Source organism: Nocardia sp. JW2, assembly GCF_051843015.1.
Lineage (GTDB): Bacteria > Actinomycetota > Actinomycetes > Mycobacteriales > Mycobacteriaceae > Nocardia > Nocardia coubleae.
The window spans coordinates 204,490-224,728 of sequence record NZ_JBPXLK010000012.1; the positions used below are offsets into that span (position 1 = coordinate 204,490).

16 protein-coding genes are annotated in these 20,239 nt (G+C 68.0%); 10 read left to right on the forward strand and 6 right to left on the reverse strand.

Annotated elements, in window-relative coordinates; genetic code table 11:
* Positions 1-6: 6 nt before the first annotated feature.
* From ACSVDM_RS18935 to ACSVDM_RS18950, 4 genes are all read left to right on the forward strand, one after another.
* On the forward strand, positions 7-1,926 hold the full coding sequence (locus ACSVDM_RS18935; protein ID WP_439266668.1) for a sensor histidine kinase: 1,920 nt from the start codon (positions 7-9) through the stop codon (positions 1,924-1,926).
* A 101-nt stretch (positions 1,927-2,027) separates the two neighbouring features.
* Positions 2,028-3,194, forward strand: a complete 1,167-nt coding sequence (locus ACSVDM_RS18940) for a PucR family transcriptional regulator (RefSeq protein ID WP_067639744.1) — start codon at positions 2,028-2,030, stop codon at positions 3,192-3,194.
* A gap of 28 nt (positions 3,195-3,222) precedes the next feature.
* Positions 3,223-4,041, forward strand: coding sequence for a poly(ethylene terephthalate) hydrolase family protein (locus ACSVDM_RS18945; RefSeq protein ID WP_439266671.1), 819 nt, complete (start codon positions 3,223-3,225; stop codon positions 4,039-4,041).
* Between the two features lie 121 nt (positions 4,042-4,162).
* Complete coding sequence (locus ACSVDM_RS18950; RefSeq protein ID WP_439266673.1) at positions 4,163-6,445, forward strand: ATP-binding protein; 2,283 nt, start codon at positions 4,163-4,165, stop codon at positions 6,443-6,445.
* Between the two features lie 6 nt (positions 6,446-6,451).
* Here the strand turns inward: ACSVDM_RS18950 and ACSVDM_RS18955 are convergent, their stop codons facing one another.
* Entirely contained in the window at positions 6,452-6,874 is a 423-nt protein-coding gene (locus ACSVDM_RS18955; RefSeq protein ID WP_439266676.1) for a MarR family winged helix-turn-helix transcriptional regulator, read from the reverse strand.
* Positions 6,875-6,988: 114 nt separating this feature from the next.
* Here ACSVDM_RS18955 and ACSVDM_RS18960 point away from each other — a divergent pair, with 114 nt between their 5' ends.
* On the forward strand, positions 6,989-8,116 hold the full coding sequence (locus ACSVDM_RS18960; protein WP_067639754.1) for an NADH:flavin oxidoreductase: 1,128 nt from the start codon (positions 6,989-6,991) through the stop codon (positions 8,114-8,116).
* Positions 8,117-8,120: 4 nt separating this feature from the next.
* Here ACSVDM_RS18960 and ACSVDM_RS18965 read toward each other — a convergent pair whose 3' ends face one another.
* The gene (locus tag ACSVDM_RS18965) at positions 8,121-10,505 is read right to left on the reverse strand and encodes an ATP-binding cassette domain-containing protein (protein ID WP_439266678.1); all 2,385 of its coding nucleotides are present in this window, start codon (positions 10,503-10,505) and stop codon (positions 8,121-8,123) included.
* 106 nt (positions 10,506-10,611) lie between these two features.
* Here ACSVDM_RS18965 and ACSVDM_RS18970 point away from each other — a divergent pair, with 106 nt between their 5' ends.
* Both ACSVDM_RS18970 and fdhD read left to right on the forward strand, forming a co-directional pair.
* A complete protein-coding gene (locus ACSVDM_RS18970) occupies positions 10,612-10,977 on the forward strand; it encodes a DUF488 domain-containing protein (RefSeq protein ID WP_439266680.1) in 366 nt (121 codons plus the stop codon).
* Positions 10,978-11,113: 136 nt separating this feature from the next.
* Positions 11,114-11,965, forward strand: coding sequence for a formate dehydrogenase accessory sulfurtransferase FdhD (gene fdhD / locus ACSVDM_RS18975; protein WP_439266682.1), 852 nt, complete (start codon positions 11,114-11,116; stop codon positions 11,963-11,965).
* On the opposite strand, the gene ACSVDM_RS18980 is transcribed toward fdhD, so the two are convergent.
* Genes ACSVDM_RS18980 through ACSVDM_RS18990 form a run of 3 tightly spaced genes read right to left on the reverse strand, consistent with a single transcriptional unit; the run spans position 11,955 to position 14,674 of the window.
* Entirely contained in the window at positions 11,955-12,590 is a 636-nt protein-coding gene (locus ACSVDM_RS18980) for a DUF1345 domain-containing protein (RefSeq protein WP_439266684.1), read from the reverse strand. The two genes, fdhD and ACSVDM_RS18980, sit on opposite strands and share 11 nt — an antisense overlap.
* Before the next feature lie 47 nt (positions 12,591-12,637).
* Positions 12,638-13,555, reverse strand: coding sequence for a LysR family transcriptional regulator (locus ACSVDM_RS18985; RefSeq protein WP_439266686.1), 918 nt, complete (start codon positions 13,553-13,555; stop codon positions 12,638-12,640).
* A gap of 6 nt (positions 13,556-13,561) precedes the next feature.
* Positions 13,562-14,674 carry an FUSC family protein gene (locus tag ACSVDM_RS18990; protein ID WP_439266711.1) on the reverse strand — a complete coding sequence of 371 codons (1,113 nt, stop codon included), beginning with the start codon at positions 14,672-14,674 and terminating at the stop codon, positions 13,562-13,564.
* Positions 14,675-14,967: 293 nt separating this feature from the next.
* Between ACSVDM_RS18990 and ACSVDM_RS18995 the strand changes: the two genes are divergently transcribed.
* Entirely contained in the window at positions 14,968-17,286 is a 2,319-nt protein-coding gene (locus ACSVDM_RS18995; RefSeq protein ID WP_439266688.1) for an FdhF/YdeP family oxidoreductase, read from the forward strand.
* Positions 17,287-17,307: 21 nt separating this feature from the next.
* On the opposite strand, the gene ACSVDM_RS19000 is transcribed toward ACSVDM_RS18995, so the two are convergent.
* Complete coding sequence (locus ACSVDM_RS19000; protein WP_439266690.1) at positions 17,308-18,753, reverse strand: hypothetical protein; 1,446 nt, start codon at positions 18,751-18,753, stop codon at positions 17,308-17,310.
* 97 nt (positions 18,754-18,850) lie between these two features.
* Between ACSVDM_RS19000 and ACSVDM_RS19005 the strand changes: the two genes are divergently transcribed.
* Both ACSVDM_RS19005 and ACSVDM_RS19010 read left to right on the forward strand, forming a co-directional pair.
* A complete protein-coding gene (locus tag ACSVDM_RS19005; RefSeq protein ID WP_439266692.1) occupies positions 18,851-19,903 on the forward strand; it encodes a Dyp-type peroxidase in 1,053 nt (350 codons plus the stop codon).
* Positions 19,904-20,239, forward strand: a 336-nt coding sequence (locus ACSVDM_RS19010; protein ID WP_439266694.1) for a family 1 encapsulin nanocompartment shell protein, incomplete at its 3' end; no start/stop codon positions are given.

The window sequence follows — 20,239 nt, forward strand, 5'->3', positions numbered from 1 at the left end:
CGCTCGATGTTCCCGGCACGGCTCGGCGTTCGCACCAGAATTCTCGCGATCGCGCTCATTCCCAGTCTCACCCTCCTCGGTCTCGGCATGTTCACCGCGGGCGACCTGGTGCGCGACAGCACTCAGGTCCGGCAGTGGATCGACGACCTGGAGCAGATCCGGCCCGCCGCCTCCGAACTCGGCGCCGCCGCCCAGGTCGAGCGGGTGCTCTCGCTGCGCAAGCTCACCACCGGCGAGATCGTGCCGGAGCTGGTCTCGGCGCGGGCGCGGGTGGATCGCGGGTTCGAGGCGCTGGTGCGCGCGGATGCTCGCAGGCACGAACCGTCTCCGTATATCCCGGCCGCGCACACGAAGTTCCAGGAGACCATCACGAAGGTGCGGGCCGGTATCGATGGGCGCGTGCTCGGCCCGGTCGAGGTGTACCAGTACTTCAACGGCCCGTTCACGTTGTTCCACACCGGTTTCCGGCGCGCACAGCAGGTGGCGCCGGACCCCCTGTTCGCCACGCGGATCTCCGAGGCCGTGCGGTTGCTCGCCGCGACCGAGGCGATGTCGCGGGGCAATGCGATCGGTGTCGCGCTCTGGGGTTCGGACGGGCGGGCGTTCCCGCTCGAAGAATTCACCACTCAGGTGGGCTTCTACAAGGCCGAGATCACCAATCTGATCGCCGAATTCGGTGAGCCACGCAACCGGCTGCTCGCCGAGATCGTGGCTTCCGGGGCGTGGCAACAGATTTCGACGATGGAGGCGGCGCTCGCCGAACGGCTCGCGTCCCACGAGCGGACCCGGACACCGGAGCTGCCACTCTCGCTGCAGCAGTGGCTGGATGCCGCCGCCGAGGTGAATACGAAGCTCTTCGCCGCCTACTCCGAACATCTCGACCGAGCCCGTGGCAGTGCCATCGAGGCCGCGCAGCGCACCGAGCGGTCCGCGTGGGTGGCGGGGGCCGTCGTGCTGGTGGGCAGTGTGGTCGCCATGCTGATCGCGGTGGTACTGGCCGACCGCATCATCCGCAGGTTGCGGCGGCTGCGCGATGCCACGCTCGAGGTGGCCGACATCGAACTGCCCAAGGCCATCCGGCGGGCGAAAGCCGGTGAGCGCACCGAACTCGCCCCGATCCTCGACTTCGGCACCGACGAGATCGGTGAAGTGGCAACCGCTTTCGAGCAGGCCGCGACCGTGGCGGTGGGGGCGGCGGTCGAGGAGGCGCGCACCAGGGAAGGAGTGCGCTCGGTGTTCGTCAATATCGCCCATCGCAGCCAGGTGGTGGTGCACCGTCAGCTCGAGATCCTCGACGAGGCCGAGAGCAAGCAGCAGGACCCGACCCTGCTCGAGGTGTACTTCCAGCTCGATCACCTGGCGACCCGCGCACGACGCAATGCCGAGAACCTGCTGATCCTCGGCGGCAGCAGGCCCGGGCGACGGTGGAGCACACCGGTGCCGCTGCTCGATGTGCTGCGCAGCGCGGTGGGTGAGACGAAAGAGTATGTGCGCGTGCGGGTCGGCGGCGTACCCGAGGCGCGGCTGTACGGCGCGGCGGTGGCCGACCTGATCCACCTCATCGCCGAACTCGTCGACAACGCCACCGCCTTCTCCCCGCCCGCGACGATGGTCGATGTCAGCGCGGGTGTCGTCGGCAAGGGCCTGGCGGTCGAGGTCGCCGATCAGGGGATCGGCCTCACCGAAGCCGAATTCGAGCGGTACAACTCCCTGCTGGCCGCCCCGCCGGATTTCGGGTTCGCGGCATTGTCGCGCGATTCGCGCATGGGCTTGTTCGTGGTGGCCCAGCTCGCGAGCACCCACGCGGTGTCGGTGCGGTTGGCCGAGTCACCGTACGGCGGGGTGCGCGCCGTCGTGGTCATCCCCGGCACCCTCGTCGACGGCCACGAAGCGGCGCTCGCCGGCGGACGGAAGGTCTCTCGGTGAACCCCGCGGACTTCGTGGGCGAAGCCGAATACGCACCTCGGTGCGCAGAGATACGCAGTTCTACCGATGTCCCGGCGTGCTCGGCCCGGCACGCTCGACGAATGCCACATCGGACACCCTCCGGGACCGCCCTCCTGAGCAGATCGGCACCGGCGCACGCGGCACAGGAATCGACGATCGACCGCCTGGTACGGACGGCCTTCACCGACGGCCCCGCGGGGCGGAATATGTTGCGCCCCCAGCAGATCCGCAACATCGGGCTGGCCTGCCTCGATCTGATCGCGGCCACGAGTTCCGGGTCGGCCACGGCCGTCCCGCTCGCTCGCCTCGAACACGCCACCGTCGAATGGGCACGCGACGGCATCGGGGTGGAGGCGATCCTGCACTCCCTGCACCGCTGTGCGCGCATCGCCGTCGATCTGACCGGAGCCGAGATCGACGTGGTCGACCTGCTCGAGCACGCCGCCACGACGGTCGCGAGCGCCTACGTGCGGTACACACTGGAACTGGCGGGCCGCTCCGAACACGCCAGAGACGCACTGGCCCACCAGGTCATCGCGGGTACCCACTCGCGCGCCGTGGCCCGCGACTGCGGCGTCGAACTGGCCGACGAGTACTGGGTGCTCGCGCTGAGCATCGCGGGCGAACCGACGGACGGGCCCGCCGACGGCGTCGACGAGCGAGTCCGCGCCCGCCGCGCCATCACCCGCATGCGCGCCGAACTCGACCGTCGTTGCGACGGTGAGTGCCTGGTCGCCCTGTCCACGCGCGGCGGCACCGCACTGGTGCCGCGCCATACCGACGCCGACATCGACGTCGTGGCGGCCGCGCTCACCCGCGCCGCCGGTCGCCAGGTGACGGTGGCGGTCGTGCTGTCCGACCTCGACGAGGTGGCCGACGCGACCGAGTGCGCGCACGAACTGCTCGAGATCGTCCGGCGGCTCGGGCGCAGGGGTGGCGTGCACCGGTTCAGCGATTACGCGCTCGAATACCAGCTCACCCGGCCCGGGCCGGCCCGCGACCACCTCGCGACCGTGCTCGAGCCACTGACCGGGCACCCCGAACTCCTCGAAACGCTGCGCTGCCACGTCGCCAACAACCTGAACCGGCGCCGCACCGCAACCATGCTGCACCTGCACACCAACTCGATCGACTACCGCATCAAGCGCATCGCCGAACTCACCGGCTACGACGCCACCCGGTGCGCCGATCTGTGGTACCTGCGCTCCGCGCTCGTGGTGTCGGGGTTGCACGATCCGGCCGCGTAGTACCGCGGCACCGTAGGAAAGGACAACGATGTTTTTCCGATGCACAACCCTGGCGGCGGTCGCGGTGACCGGTCTGCTGGCCGCCGCGCCCGCTGTGGCGAACCCGCCCTCGGCCGGGTCGGCCGGTTCGTCGCAGGTGGCCGACCCGGTGGGCGCCGTGACGGTCGACAAGTGGGCCGACCACACGGTGTACCGTCCCACCGAGCTCGGCACGACCCGCCATCCGGTGGTGCTCTGGGGCAACGGCACCGGCGCCGGGCCCGGCGTCTACGCCGACACACTGCTGAAGCCCTGGGCCGCAGCGGGTTTCATCGTCGTCGCCGCGAACACCGCGATGGCGAACTCGGGTGCGGAGGTGCTCGCGGGCGGGCGGGAACTGCTGCGGCGCAACGACACCCCGGGCAACGCGTACAGCGGCAAGGTGGCCACCGATCAGGTGGCGGTCGCAGGTCATTCCCAGGGCGGGGCGGGCGCGATCAACGCGGGCGCCGACGAGATGGTGCGCACCGTGCTAGCCCTGCAACCCGGCCCGCTGGCGGCTCCCGGAAAGATGGTCGGGCCCGCGCTGTTCCTGGCCGGGGAGGCCGACCGCATCGTCGACGCCGACGGCATCGTCATGCCCCTGTTCGAGAAGGCCGATCAGGTACCCGCGGTCTTCGCCGAACTCGGTGGTGCCGGGCACCTGGTCTGGGGACGATACGCCGAGGTGATGGCCGACTGGCTGAAGTACCAGCTGCTCGGCGACCCCGTCGCGAAGGCCCGTTTCCTCGGTGCCGTGTGCGGCCTGTGCACCGACGTCGCGTGGACGAGAGTTCTGCACAACGCGAAGGCGCAAGCGCTGAGCTGAGTGCGGACATCAGCGAATTCGTGCCGCTCCCGGGACCACGGCTGAGTACGATCGCCGGTACCGATCACACCCGTGAGCCGGATCGACAGCACGTGTCGTCCGGTACGACCCGAGACGGCGGATGGTGCGAAGCACGCTCGACCCGGCGGCGACCAGCTACCTCGGCCGCGATGCCGAGGTAGCCGCGGTGCGCGCCCTGCTAGACGACGGCTGCCTGGTCTCCATCACCGGCCAGGGCGGACTCGGCAAGACCCGCCTGGCACGCAAGGTCGCCGGGCAGCTCGCCGCCGACTACGACGACGGCGTCTACTTCGTGGAACTGTCCGGGCTGCGCCACGATCACGAGGTCGGCACAGCGGTGGCGGCGGCACTCAGATTGCGGATCAAAGCCGGCGAGTCGGCGACCGAACGGGTACTCGACCATCTGGTTCGCCGCGCACCGCTGCTGGTCCTCGACAACTGCGAACATCTACTGGACGGCTGCGCCGACCTCGTCATCCAGGTGCTCGCGACCTGCCCCGGGGTGACCTTGCTCGTCACCAGCAGGCAGACACTCAGCGTGGCGGGCGAGCAGGTCTACCGGCTCCCGCCACTGGCCGTGCCACCACCGGAGCTCGACGATCCCGCCCGGATCGCCGAATACCCGGCGGTGGCCCTGCTCGTCGACCGGGCGAGGGCGGTGCGCGCCGATTTCCGGATCACCGAGTCGAACGCCGCCGCCGTCGCCCACCTGTGCCGGTTGCTCGACGGGATCCCACTGGCCATCGAACTGGCGGCGGCCCGGCACCGCTCGCTGTCGCCCGCGCAGGTCATCGACCGCTGGTCGTGCGGGCTGACGCTGCCGACGGCCTGGACGCACGGGGTGCCCGACCGGCACCAGACGCTGCGCAACACGGTCGACTGGAGTTACCGGTTGTGCACCGACGACGAGAAGCAGGTGTGGGCGCGCCTGTCGATCTTCCAGGACTGGTTCGAGCTGGAAGCCGCCGAATATGTCTGCGCCGACACGCGTTCGGTCGCGCCGGTGGTGTCGATCGTCGATTCGCTGGTCGACAAGTCGATCCTGGAACGGCGAGGCGACGACATCACGCACTACCGCTTGTTGCGGCCGGTGCGCGAGTTCGGCGCCGAGAAGCTGACCGAGGAGGGTGCGACCGAGGCCGTCGCCCGCAGGCATCGGGACTGGTTCCGGGACGTCATTCTGCTGGCCGACCGGGAGTTCTTCAGCAAGAAGCAGTTCGAGCACGTGCGTCGGTTGCAGGTCTGCCAACTCGATCTGCGATTGGCGCTCGAATGGTCGCTCGAGACGCCGGGCGAGGCTGAGACCGCGCTCGAGATGGCGGCCTGCCTCGACGAGTTCTGGCGGATGGCAGGCTCGGATCAGCTGGTGAAGGTCTGGTTGCAGCGTGCGCTGCACGCGGTGCCGCATTCGCCGCACGCGGGACGCGGCTGGGCGGTGCTCGCGCTGCATTCGATCTGGATGACCGATCGTGACAGCGCCTATCGCGAACTCGATCAAGCCGATCGGGAGGCGGCGCGCTCCGGCGACCCGGTCCTGATCGCCCTCGCGAAGGCCGCCCGCTCCGCCGCGGCCAAGATCGACCTGGACAACGAGAAGGCGGCCGCCCTCGCCTGGGAAGCCACCGACACCCTGCGCAGCCACGGACACCTGCGTGAGTCGATGGGGGCGTGGAACATCTACGCGCTGGCGACCGCCGCCGCCGACCCCACCGGTCGCCTCCAGGAGCTACGGGAAGCGGTGCGGCTGTGCGAGGAGCACGGCGATTACTACTATCGCGGGCTCTACCTGTTCGCCATCTCGCTGATCGAAGTGATGCTCGGCAATCCCGACGCGGCCGAGCGAGCGGGACACACCGCCCTGCGGATCTCGCGCCGATGGGGCAGCAGATTCGGCGACGCCTATCACGTGGAAGCACTGGCGTGGGTTGCCTCGGCCCGCAACCAGCACCTGCGCGCGGCCACCCTGTTCGGTGTCGCCGCGTCCGCGTGGGAGCAGCTGGGTTCCGATCCCGACGTCATCCTCGTGCGCCCGCACACCCTCTTTCGCGACGCGTCGATCCAGGCACTGGGTGGCGACCGTTTCGAAACCGCGTTCCTGGCCGGGCAGGCCATGCCGATCGACGAGGCCTTCGAGTTCGCGCTGACCCCGCACCGTGAACCGGCGACTCGGCATCCGGTCGACATCGCACCGCTGACCCCGCGTGAGTACGAGGTGGCGACCCTGATCGCCACCGGGCTGACGAACAAGGAGATCGCCGCCCGCCTCGTCATCGCGCCCCGCACCGCCGACACGCACGTGGGCAACATCCTCACCAAGCTCGGCTCGTCGAACCGGGCCCAGATCGCCACCTGGGTCGCCACCCGCGGCGCGCACGCCGACTGAGGCTCTCTACTTCCGGAAGACCTCCGACAGCAGGGCCGACAGCATCCGGCGCTGTTCCGTGTCGAGCCGCTCGAGACCCGCGCGCGTGCGGTGCATCTTCGCGCGGATCGCGTCGGTGACCTGCTCACCCTCCGGGGTGATGACGAGGTTGGTGACGCGCCGATCGGCCGCGCTGGTCTCCCGGCGCACGAGCCCACGCTTCTCGAGCCGGTTGATGATGCCGGTGATGTTGGAGGCATCGCAGTACATGCTCTCGGCCAGCCTTCGCATGGCGATGGGCCCATGGCGCAGCACGGTGAGAGTCTTGGCCTGGATGGCGGTGAGCTGCTCGCCTGCCGCGGCGGCGGTGAAGTCTCCGTAATACACGCCGAGCGACACCGACAACAGCTCCATGAGCTGGTCGGGATCGTCGCGGGGAGGCTCTGACATGGCTCAAGACTAGCGCCAGAAACTTGACGACCTCAAATATCTCCGCCTACGGTGGCGGCATTGCTTGAAGTTCTCAACCTTCGACATTCTCAAGTAAGTATGTTAGGAGCATTCATGACCGTCACCGTGTCCGACGCCGCCCGTGCGACGCAGGCCCTGTCACGACCCATCACCCTGAACGGCCTGACCGTCCCCAACCGGATCGCCATGGCCCCGATGACCCGCATGTTCTCCCCCGGCGGTATCCCCGGTGACGACGTGGCTTCCTACTACGCCCGCCGCGCCGCGGCAGGCGTCGGCCTGATCGTCACCGAGGGAACCTACGTCGGTCACGAGTCGGCGGGACAGAGCGATCGCGTTCCGCGCTTCCACGGCGAGGCGCAGCTGGCCGGGTGGGCGAAGGTCGCCGCCGACGTGCACGCGGCAGGCGGCACCATCGTCCCGCAGCTGTGGCACATCGGCATGGTGCGCAACCATGGTGAAGCGCCCTACCCCGACGCCCCGGCCATGGGCCCCTCCGGCATTCGCGTCGACGGCACCGAGGGCGCGGGCCACGCCATGACCCAGCGCGACCTCGACGACGTGATCGCCGCCTTCGCCGACGCCGCCGCGGCCGCCGAACGCCTCGGATTCGACGGGGTGGAACTCCACGGCGCCCACGGCTATCTCCTCGATCAGTTCCTGTGGTCACGCACGAATCGCCGCACCGACGCCTACGGCGGGGACGCGGTGGCCAGGACCAGGTTCGTCGCCGAGGTGGTCCGGGCCGTGCGCGCCGCCGTCTCGCCGACCTTCCCGGTGATCCTGCGCTATTCGCAGTGGAAGCAGGACGCCTACGACGGGCGCCTGGCGCAGACACCCCAGGAGCTGGAGGCGATCCTCGCCCCGTTGGCCGAGGCAGGTGTCGATGTCTTCCACGCCTCGACCCGCCGCTACTGGCTCCCCGAATTCGACGGCTCCGACCTGAATCTGGCCGGCTGGACCAAGAAGCTCACCGGTAAGCCGGTGATCACCGTCGGCTCGGTCGGCCTCGACGGTGACTTCCTGAACGCCTTCCGCGGGCACGGCGCCGAACTGGGCAGCCTCGACAATCTGCTCGAACGGATGGAACGCGACGAGGTCGACATGGTCGCCGTGGGACGTGCGCTGCTCCAGGATCCCGAGTGGGCGCGCAAGGTCCTCGACGGACGCTTCGACGAGCTGAAGCCCTTCGACCCCGCCGCTCAGAAGACCCTCAGCTGAGCGGTCACAGCACCTGCGCCAGGTAGGGGGCGGTTCGGCTGTCCGGCGCGGCCGCGACGTGTTTCGGGGTGCCCTCGGCGACGATCCGGCCGCCGCGGGCGCCGCCGTCGGGGCCCATGTCGATCACGTGATCGGACTGCGCGACCACGACCATGTCGTGTTCGGCGACCACCACGGTCGCGCCGGAGTCGACGAGCGAATCGAGTTGGGCGAGCAGCACTTCGGTGTCGGCGGGGTGCAGCCCGGTGGTCGGCTCGTCCAGCAGGTACAGCGTGCCCGCGCGCCGGGTGCGTTGCAGTTCGGTGGCCAGCTTCACCCGCTGGGCTTCGCCACCGGACAGTTCGGTGGCGGGCTGGCCGAGCCGCAGGTAGCCGAGCCCGACATCGAGGAGCGTGTGGAGTGCGCGGTGCACCGCGGGCACGTCGGCGAAGAACGGTTCGGCCTGTTCGACGGTCATGTCGAGCACCCCGGCGATCGTCGTGTCCCGGTAGGTGATCTCGAGGGTTTCGGGGTTGTAGCGGGCGCCGTGGCAGTCCGGGCACGGGGTGTAGGTGCTGGGCAGGAAGAGCAGTTCCACGGTGATGTACCCCTCGCCCTGGCAGGTCGGGCAGCGTCCTTCGGCGACGTTGAAGGAGAAGCGGCCGATGCCGTAACCACGCGCCCGCGCCGCGGGGGTATCGGCGAACAGGGCTCGGACAGTGTCGAACAGGCCGGTGTAGGTGGCCAGGTTGGAACGCGGGGTGCGCCCGATCGGCGCCTGATCCACCTCGACCACTCGGTTGACGGCCGAGTCGGCTTCGGCACCCGCCGAAATCGCCCGCAGCAGACTGGTTTTGCCCGCTCCCGACACCCCGGTCACGGCGGTGAAGACCCCGAGCGGCAGGTCGACGTCGACTCCGCGCACGTTGTTGATCTCGATCCCACGCAACTCCAGCGTGCCGCTGCGCACGCGCGGCACCCGCGGTTCGCGCGACATCTCGTCGAACAGGTAACGCCGGGTCACCGAATCGGTGACCGCACGCAGACCGGTCACCTCTCCGCTGTAGAGCACCCGTCCCCCGTTGACACCGGCACCCGGACCGACATCGACCACCCAGTCGGCGTGGCGCACCACGTCCATGTCGTGTTCGACGAGAAGGACACTGTTGCCGGACTTTTCGAGTCTGCGCAGGACGGTGGTTAGTGCTGCGGTGTCGGCGGGGTGCAGGCCGGCCGAGGGTTCGTCCAGCACGTAGACGACGCCGAACAGCCCCGACCGCAACTGCCCTGCCAACCGCAGGCGCTGCAGTTCGCCACCGGAGAGGGTCGGGCTTTCCCGGTCGATGCCGAGGTAGCCGAGGCCGAGTTCGATCAGCACGTCCAGCCGGGACGTGAGGTCCTGGGTGAGTACGGCCACCGCGCCGGTGCCGGTGGTGTAGGGCCGTAGCACCTCGGCCAGTTCGTGCAACGGCAGTTCACCGAGTTCGGCGATGTTGTAACCGGCGAAGGTCACCGCCAGCGATTCGGGTTTGAGCCGGTGTCCGTGGCACAGCGGGCACACGGTGGTGTGCAGGAATTCCGCGGCCTTGGCGCGGGTCTTCTCGCTCTTTGATTCGGCGTGGGCTTTGAGCAGCAGCCGGCGGGCGCTGCTGAAGGTGCCCTGGTAGGGGCGATGGATGCGGTGGGCCTCGCGCTCGGGATGCACGGTGACGACGGGTTGTTCGTCGCTGAACAGGATCCACTCACGGTCGGCCGCGTCGAGTTCGCGCCAGGGGCGGTCGATGTCGTAACCCAGCGCGGCGACCACATCGCGCAGATTCTTGCCCTGCCAGGCGCCGGGCCACGACGCGATCGCCCCCGCCCTGATGCTCAGCGACGGGTCGGGCACCATCGATTCCTCGGTGGCTTCGTGGACCACGCCCTGCCCGTGGCAGCGCGGACACGCGCCCTCGACGGTGTTGGGCGAGAAGGCATCCGAGTACAACCGGTTGGTTCCCGCCGGATAGTGTCCGGGCCCGGTCCGCGCGGGCCCCGCCGGGTAGTCGCCTTCGCGCGACATCAACAGCCGCAGCGTGTTCGACAGGGCACTCACCGTGCCGACGGTGGACCGGGACGACGGCGTGGACCGCCGCTGGGCCAGCGCCACCGTCGGCGGCATCCCCGAAACCTCGTCCACGTCGGGCGCTTCGACCTGATTCAGCAACCGCCGGGCATACGGCGCGACCGACTCCAGGTACCGGCGCTGCGATTCGGCATAGAGCGTCCCGAACGCCAGCGAGGACTTCCCCGAGCCCGACACACCGGTGAACGCGACCAAGGCATTACGCGGCAGGTCGACATCGACATCGCGCAAATTGTGGACCCGGGCACCACGCACCCGAATCGAAGAATCGATCTCGCGCGAATCCACGGCTATCGACCCTACTCCCCGCGATGCGTTGCTACCGCCGTTGCCGGGGTGCCCGCTATACAGTGACCGGCAGCTTCCGCCTACATCGACCGGCGAAAGAGGGCACATGACGAAGTCTCGGAATGTTCGCGTGCGCAGGATCTACGAAGACCCCGAACCGGCCGACGGCCGACGCGTCCTCGTCGACCGGCTGTGGCCGCGCGGCATCAGCAAGGAACGAGCCGAGCTGACCGCCTGGTGCAAGGACGTCGCACCGTCGACCGAACTGCGCAAGTGGTACCACCACACACCGGAGAAGTTCGGCGAGTTCACGCGCAGATACCGGACCGAACTCGAGCAGCCGACCCAGGCGGCCGCCCTCGCCGAACTGCGTGAGATGGCGGAAAGCGGTCCGCTGACCATGTTGACCGCGTCGCGCCTCGTCGACATGAGCGAGGCGACGGTGCTCGCCGACATCGTCGACGGGAAGTAGACCCCGTAACCGGTGTCCTCGGGTGATAAGTCGCGGTTGTCGACCGATCGGAGAGGCGACTTTGACGCGAATCACCCGGCGGCCTTGACTGTCGGTGAGCAGTGCCTGCGATCCGACCAGAGAAGCGGAGAACACAGTGGGACGAGTGACCGTGCGACGACCTGTGCTGCGCATCAGGGACGGCGTGCACAGCGAACGTCCCGACACCCTGGTGAGCGAGGAACCCCTCGAGATCCGGGTGGGCGGCCGCCCGCTGACCGTGACGATGCGGACGCCGGGAAACGATTTCGACCTCGCGGCAGGCTTTCTGGTGAGCGAGGGGGTCGTTCGATCGCCGGATCAGATCGGCGGAATCCGCTACTGCGCGGGCGCGACCGCCGAGGGCAGCAACACCTACAACATCGTGGACGTGGTCCTGGCACCCGGTGTCGCCGCCCCCGACCCGTCGCTGGAACGCAACTTCTACACGACGTCCTCTTGCGGACTGTGCGGCAAAGCCAGCCTCGATGCGGTGCGCACCGCTGCGATCTGGTCGGTGGCAGACGATCCCGTGAGCTGCCCGCCCGAAGTCCTGTCGACCCTGCCGGACCGGCTTCGTGACGCACAGAAGGTGTTCGACACCACCGGCGGATTGCACGCGGCCGGACTGTTCACCGCCGACGGATCGATGCTGTGCCTGCGTGAGGACGTCGGCAGACACAACGCGGTCGACAAGGTGATCGGCGCCGCCGTGCGGGCCGCACTGCTGCCGTTGCGCGAAACCGTTCTGATGGTGAGCGGACGCGCCTCGTTCGAGCTGGTGCAGAAGGCGCTCATGGCGGGCATTCCGGTATTGGCGGCGGTATCCGCGCCGTCGTCGCTGGCGGTGGATCTCGCTACCGACAACGGGTTGACCCTGGTCGGATTCCTGCGCGGCGATTCGATGAACGTCTACGCCGGTGCGCAGCGACTGGCGACGGACGATCGCCAAGGGCTGCTCACTCGCTGACGATGCCGGCGACGAGGTTGATCGTGGTCGCGAGAATGACGGTGCCGAAGGCGTAGGACAGCAGACAGTGGCGGAGCACGATGGAGCGGATCCCCGCCTTCGTGACGTTGGTGTCGGAGACCTGGTAGGTCATGCCGAGGTTGTAGCTGAAATAGAAGAAGTCCCGGTAGGCCGGCGGTGCATCGGAATTGAAATCGATTCCGCCCGTTGGTGCTTCGTAGTAGAGGTAGGCATAGCGGGCGACGTACATCAGGTGCACGGCCGCCCATGCAGCGAACACTCCGCCCAGGGCCGTCGCGGCCGCGATATGGCCTTCGTCGGATCTGCCGAGCACGAGGATCAGGACGATGGCGACGAGCCCGCTGAGCGCGGCGACGACGACCGACGTCTCCTCGATCAACGGCTGGAAGTCCTCGCGCCGGGCATTGGCCCTGGTCCGCTCGGCATCCATCGGCCAGAGCACTACCCAACCGGACACGACGAAAATCGTTGCGGCAGTGGCGATGCCGGCGAGCACACCGAGTGCCGGTTCGCTGCCGATACCGACGGCCGCTCCCGCCGCAGCACCGAGCACGACAGAACCGAGCAGGCGGGTGACCGCCGACAACAGCAACGGACTGCTCATGGCGGTGCAGCGTACCCAACGGTCCTCGACGATCGCCTGATCGTCGGTCAGCCCGGTGCGGGCTCGCCGAGCACGGCGTCCAGATCGGCGGCGCCGGCGGTCGTGACCAGCGCCTTGGCCAGTACCGAGCCGGGCTCCCCCGCCGCCGTGACCAGCATGATCTCGGCGGAGACCACCGGGTCGTCGAGAGCGAGTACCCGAACTCCGGCGGGTGTGGGCAAGGTGCGCAGCCAGGGTTGTGGCACGACACACGCCCAGCGACCGGTGCTCACATGCGCGAGCAACGCGACCACGGAATCGGTCTCGATCTGCGGCGTAGCGCGCAGTCCGCGCCCGGCGAGCGCTTCGTCGAGCAGCTGTCGTCCCCGCATTTCCTTGTGCAGCAGGCACATCGGCATTTCCAGCGCCTCGGCCCAGGTGATCGTTGCGGTGCGTCCCGCCAGGAGTTCGGTGCCTGCGAGCAGCACGTGCCGTTCGGTGTAGAGCGGGGTACGGGTGAGCCCGCCGGTGTCGACCCCTTGCGCGTAGACGATGCCCGCGTCGAGTTCGTACCGGCGGATGCGCTCGACGATGTCGAGTGAGCGCAATTTGGTTTCCAGCCGCACCCGAACCAGCGGATGTTCGACGCAGAACGGGTCGGTGAGCAGGGCGACAGTGCTCGACGCCGCCGGAATCACGCCGATCCGTAGCTCACCGGTCAAACCGGTTTGCAGGGCGGCGACTTCGTGTTCGAGCGCGTCGCGGTCGGCCAGGATCCGCCGGGCCCACAGGACCAGCCGCTCCCCTTCCGGCGTGAGCCCCTCGAAGGTATGTCCCCGCCGGACCAGCGGCACGCCGAGCTCGTGCTCGAGCTTGCGCAGCGCTTCGGACAGCGCGGGTTGGGATACGTAGCAGGACTTGGCCGCACGGGCGAAGTGACGTTCCCTGGCGAGCGCCACGAAGTACTCGAGCTGACGGAAGAGCACGTCTGCCTAGTCGTCGTCTCGGACGGCGGCCGTCGCGTGGCGGGCGTGGGCGATCTCGCGCGCGTGCTCGGCGGGCGCCTTGTCCGGGTACGGTCCCATGACGACAGTATGCGGGGCCGGATCCCGGATCAGCAATGCCACAGCTAATCCCACGGCCACGCCGATCACCGTGTCGAGCCCGCGCTCGGTGAGCATGGTGAGCGGATCGGTCGGGTCGGCGAGCTCGGTCATCGCCATGATCAGCGGCGTGAAGAAGCCGAGCGCCAGCGCGTAGTGACGCGCCATGAACAGCTCGGTCGGATACAGCAGCGCGATGATCGCGAGCCCGAGCACCGCCGGGCTCGGTCCCGGGATCAGCAGCGGTGTCGCCACGAGCAGACCGAGGAAGGTGCCGATCACCCGGTGCCTCCCCCGCGTCAGCCGGTCGCGCGAGGTCGCCGCCGCCAACGGCACGGCCGCACCGGCCATGGCCCAGTTGGCGTGCCCGACACCGAGCAGCAGACCGATGCCACCGGACAGTGAGATCGCCAATGCGTAGCGGCCCGCCTGGGTCGTCGAGTCGATGCCACGGCGGTGCGGTGGACACCGGCTCGGCACGTCGGTGGCCGTACCGCGCCGCACCCTGCGAGTGGATTCCAGGTATCCGACGGCGACGCACAGGATCGCGGTGCCGACGCAGACCAGCAGCGCGGTGAGCGGATGACGCTGGGTGTCGGCCACCATCGCGATCGCGCCGAAAGCGAAGATCCCGAAGAACGGGCCCTCCGGCCGCAACCCGAGCCGGTCGGTGACCGGTGACGCCACCCCGGCGAACACGGCGACGGCCGCGACCAGCACCGCGGGCGAAGCGTGCAGCCGACCGAGCAGAATGCCCGCCCCCACCGCGCCGACCAGCATCACGACGGCCTCGCACTGGTGGGCGAGTCGTTGCCTCGGCGCTTCGGCGAACCCGTACATGCCGGTGAAGGAACCGAACACCGCGTAGATGAGCAGGTCGGTGCGTCCGGCGGCGACGAGCATCAGACCGGGGATCGCCAAGCCGACGAAGACGCGGGCGGCGGGCAGATGATCGATCTCGGTGACGAATCGCCGAAACACCCGGCGCGCCTGGTTCAGCATGGTGCGCAAGATTCCTCCGAGGGTCGGTCGCGGGCATGCCCGTAGGGCCGATGAACCACGGTGCATGAATCGTTCGCAAGGCGTCAACAGGCCGAAATCGGGCACATCGGACGAATTCATGGCGTACCCGGCAGCGATAAGCCACACCTATCGAGCAGTCGGAAGTCGGTCTTGGCCATGGCCGCCCGCGACGGCGACGATAGTGACGGCCCGCCTACCTCGAATCGTGGCTCCCCGGGGAGAGAATTCCGGCGGACGGGAAGACCGGCTTCGCAATCGTCGAAGGGACTGTCATGACCGATGCGTTCGGAGAGTTCGACCCCGACGACGGCCCGAGCGGTGCTCGCGACCGCGCGGCGACCCCGGAATTCAAGCCGTACCATCATCCGGCCGCCGGTTGGGGCGCAGCGATTGCGGTCACCGAATTCATGATCGGCCAGGAGAAAGAGCCACTGCTCGGCACCCGCGCCATCATGAAGATGAATCACGAGAACGGTGGTTTCGACTGTCCGGGATGCGCGTGGCCGGATTCGATCAAGGGCATTCATCTCGACATCTGTGAGAACGGCATCAAACATGTCACCTGGGAGATGACGCACAAACGGGTGACGCGGGAATTCTTCGCCGAGCATTCGGTGGCGGAACTGTCCACGTGGAGCGACCACGACCTCGAGAATCAGGGCAGGCTCACCGAGCCGATGCGCTACGACCCGGTCACCGACCATTACGTTCCGATCAGCTGGGACGACGCGTTAGCGATGGCGGGCAAGGCATTACGCGAACTCGACGACCCGAATCTGGCGGCCTATTACACGTCGGGCCGGCTCGGCAACGAGGCGACGTTCCTCTATCAGCTGATGGCCCGGGAGCTCGGCACCAACAATCTGCCCGACTGCTCGAACATGTGTCACGAGGCGAGTGGACGTGCGCTGCAGGCCGCGCTCGGGACCGGTAAGGGCACGTGCGACCTCGAGGACTGGGAAACCACCGACGCGCTGTTCATCCTCGGCGTGAACGCCGCCTCCAACGCGCCACGCATGCTGACCGCCCTCGCCGAGGCCGACCGGCGTGGTGCGCAGATCGTGCACATCAACCCGCTCGTGGAAGCCGGTGCGACGCGCACCATCATCCCGCACGAGATCCTGCGGATGGCGACGTTCCGCACGACCGATACCTCGACACTGAACCTGCAGCCGCGCATCGGCGGCGACTTCGCCCTGATGCGTGGCATCGCCAAGGCCGTGTTCGAGAAATCCGAATCCGATCCCAAGGCGCTCGATCACCAGTTCATCGAGCGGCACACCCACGGGTTCGAGGAATACCGCGCGGTCGTCGAGGCCACGCCGTGGACGACGATCGAGGAACAGTCGGGGCTCACCGAGGACGATGTCCGCAAGGCCGCGCGCGTGTACTGCGAGGCCGATCGAAGCATCATCAGCTGGTGCCTCGGGGTGACCCAGCACGAGCACGGCGTCGACACCGTTCGCGAGATCGTGAATGTGCTGCTGTTGCGCGGCAATCTGGGGCGCGAGGGTGCCGGGCCGTCACCGGTGCGCGGGCACAGCAATGTGCAGGGCAACCGCACCTGCGGCATCGCCAACAAGCCTGCGGCGCGGTTCCTCGATCGGCTCGACGAGGCCTGCGGCATCACCTCACCGCGTGCCGACGGCTACGACGTCGTCGCCACCATCGAGGCGATGCAGGCCGGAAAACTGAAGGTGTTCATGGCGATGGGCGGCAATTTCGCGCTCGCCGCACCCGACACCGCCTACACCTACCAGGCCCTGCGCAAATGCGACCTCACCATCCAGGTGAGCACCAAACTCAACCGCAGTCACCTCGTGCACGGCACCGAGGCTCTGATCCTGCCGTGCCTGGGCCGCACGGAGAAAGACATCCAGCGCGGCGGGGAACAGCAGACCTCGGTCGAGGACTCGATGGCGATGGTCCACCTGTCCAAGGGCATGAAGAAGCCGGCCTCCCGGCACCTGCTGTCCGAACCGGCCATCATCGCCGGAATCGCGAAAGCCGCACTGCCACAGAGCAAAACACCGTGGGACTACTACGTCGCCGACTACGACCGCATTCGCGACACCATGTCGCAGGTGCTCGACGGATTCGAGGATTTCAACCGGCGCGTGCGTTTGCCGCTCGGCTTCCGCATCAAGCAACCGGCCCGGGAACTGATCTTCCTCACGCCCTCGGGCAAAGCCGAGTTCTCCTGCGCCGATCTGCCCGACCTCACCCAGGAACCCGGCATTCTGCGCCTGGCGACGCTGCGTTCACACGACCAGTGGAACACCACCATCTATTCCGACAACGACCGCTACCGCGGCATCAAGAATTTGCGCACCCTCGTTTTCATGAACGGCGACGACATGCGCGAACGCGGCCTGTCGCAATTCGACGACGTCGATATCACCAGCATCGCCCGCGACGGCAGTACCCGGTCGGTCCACAACTACAAGGTCATCCCCTACGACATCCCCCGCGGTTGCGCGGCCGGATACATGCCCGAACTGAATGTCTTGTGCGCGATCGGCGACATCAGCACCCAGAGCGATCAGCCGATCATGAAAAACGTGAAGGTCACCATCACCCGCTCGGCCTGAATCCCCGTCATCGAGGAAAATTCAGCGACCGATTCGGACGATGCCTGTGGTTACTCCCTGTAATACCTCGCCGTTGCGCAGGATCAGCGGCGAGGTTTGTAGTGGGTCGGCGAGCATGGTGGGTGGCAGTTCGTTTCGGCTCACCACTGCGCCGTCCTCGGGATCGATGACGGTGAAGGAGTAGCCGTCGATGGGTGTCGTGTTCGGTGTGCCGTCGCGGGTGACCGTGTAGACGAGTCCGTCCGCTGTCGAGATGTGCGGTACCGCGGCACTGCGCACCGTGTTCTCCCAGACCGTTCGGCAGCCGTCGCGGTCCACGTCGACGCGCGTCATGCCACCGGCGAACGGCGCTGTTTCGGGGTGCGCCGGACCCGCGCCGTCCGGCACCGCCGGGTACGGATATCCGTAGGTGGAGGCCACGAAGACCGAGCCGCCGATGCCGATCGGCGAGTTCTCGCTGCCCGCACCACCTTCGGTGAGCACCGGCCGGGAGCATACGAGTTCGCCACTGCCGGAACGGAATACGAGCAGCTTCACCTGATCGGCGGCGTTGTCGACGACGGTGAGATAGTCGGCGCCGGTATCCGGGCCGAAATATGTCGGCGTCGACCCGGTGCCCCACGACAGCTGCCCCGGTTTGCGGGCCGGGCCCCGGTCGTAGGCCGCGCGCCACAGCCGCACCGGCTCGCCCGAAGCATCGGTGCCGAATTCGTAGAGCGCGTGCGTGGTCGCGACCGCCACCCGGCCGCTCGGCGCGGAGGAGATGCTGTTGGCCACCTTCTCCTCGGCGGGCAGAGTCAGCGTGGCGATGACGCCTTCCGCGGTGACTGTCCCGACGATGCCGTTCTCCGTCGCGAACCACACCGTGCCCGACCAGTCGGGCACCAGACCGGTGACACCGTCGTCCGCCGGAATGGCCGTGGTCAGGTCGACGGCTTCCACCACCCGCAATTCCCATCCGCTGGCGCCGCGTTCGTGGGCGATCCGCAGGAGCGCCCGATTGCCGTCGACCACGACCAGCCGGTCGGCGTGGTCGAGATAGGCGTACACCCCGCCGAGCAGGCCGCCTTTGGCCAAGGTCAACTGTGCGAGCGACCCGGACATCGCCGACCCGGTATCCGGAATTCCCCCGGCGGACGGGTCGATCAAATGCACTACCGGCGCACGATCGGCCACCGTCGTACACAGCGCCACGACGAGCCCGTCGGAACCCTGCAGCAGGGTCGGGCAGGCTGCCCCGAGTGGGTACCCGCCGATGCCTCGCGCGCCGGGCCCGGGACCCGCGTGCGGCACCGCGTCCGACGATCCCGCGTCGCCGTGCATGGTCGCCGTACCGGTCGGCCCGAGGAACGGATTCGGCCCGGCGAGCGGCCCCCAGCCGGGCCCGGCCGTGCCGGTGCCCGAGGACAGCACAGCGATCGCGCCGAGCACGAGCAGAACTGATCGGCTGGTATGACGAGCGAACATGGGGCAGATACTGCCGTATTCCGGCGAAGGGGACACACTGCCTGACACGCACCGATGAAGCACATCCCCAACATCGGTGGGCCGTAGGCTGACCGCCATGGGTGAGCCGCAGCGGGTCCTCGTTCCACTCACACAGGCAGCGATCTTTCTCGTCGCCACCATCGATGCGGGCGGTGAGGCGGCGGTCCGCGAGCTCCTGGCCGAGGTCGACGACCTACGCAAGTCGGTCAGTTTCCGCACCCCGGATCAGAACCTCAGCTGTGTCGTCGGTATCGGGCACCGCGCGTGGGGCCGGTTGTTCACCGGTCCCGAACCCGCCGAGCTGCACGAGTTCCCCGGCTATGCCGGGCCGGTGCACTCCTGCCCCGCCACTCCCGGCGATCTGCTGTTCCACATCAGGAGCGAGATGACGGGCACCTGTTACGAATTGGCGATGGCGATCGCGACCAGGCTGCGCGACGCGGCGACCGTTGTCGACGAGACATCGGGGTTCCGCTACTTCGAACAGCGCGATCTGCTCGGCTTCGTCGACGGGACCGCGAATCCGGAGGGCGGCGCGGCCGAGGCGGCAGTTCTCGTCGGCGACGAGGATCCGGCGTTCGCCGGTGGCAGTTACGTGATGGTGCAGAAATACCTGCACCCACTCGACGAATGGAATGCTCTGACGATCGAGGAGCAGGAGCTCGTCATCGGGCGTACCAAACTCAGCGATTACGAACTGCCCGACGACGTGAAGCCACCCAGCTCCCACGTCACCATGAACACCATCGTCGATGCCGACGGAGTGGAGCACGATATCGTGCGCGCGAATATGCCGTTCGGCACCGTCGGAGACGACCGACTCGGCACGTATTACATCGCCTATTGCGCCACACCGTCCGTACCGGAGCAGATGCTCGAGCGCATGTTTCTCGGCACCGACGAAGCCCCCTACGACCGTATTCTCGACTTCTCCACCGCTGTCACCGGCAGTCTGTTCTTCGCTCCGTCCGCCGATTTCCTCGGCGATCTACCTGATGCACCCTCATCCGTCGCCGACGAAGACGTCGATATCGATGTTCCCGAGTTCGCTCCGGTCATTGCCGCCGAGGCAGCCTCGGTGGTCTCGGACGGTTCGCTCTCCATCGGGTCAATGAAAGGGAGTAACTGAATGAACAACCTGCATCGCGAACTCGCGCCGATCACCGACGAGGCCTGGACACAGATCGAAGAAGAAGCCACCCGCACGTTCAAGCGCAATATCGCCGGACGCCGGGTCGTCGACGTGTCCGGTCCCCGAGGTGTGGCCTATTCGGCGCTCAACCGGGGCAGGCTCACCCTGACCGACTCCCCCGACGACGGTGTACAAGCACACCAGCGCGTCGTACAACCGCTCGTGGAACTCCGGGTGCCCTTCACGTTGCAGCGCTCCGAACTCGACGACATCGAACGCGGCGCCCCCGACGCCGACCTCGACAACCTCAAAGACGCCGCCCAGAAGATCGCC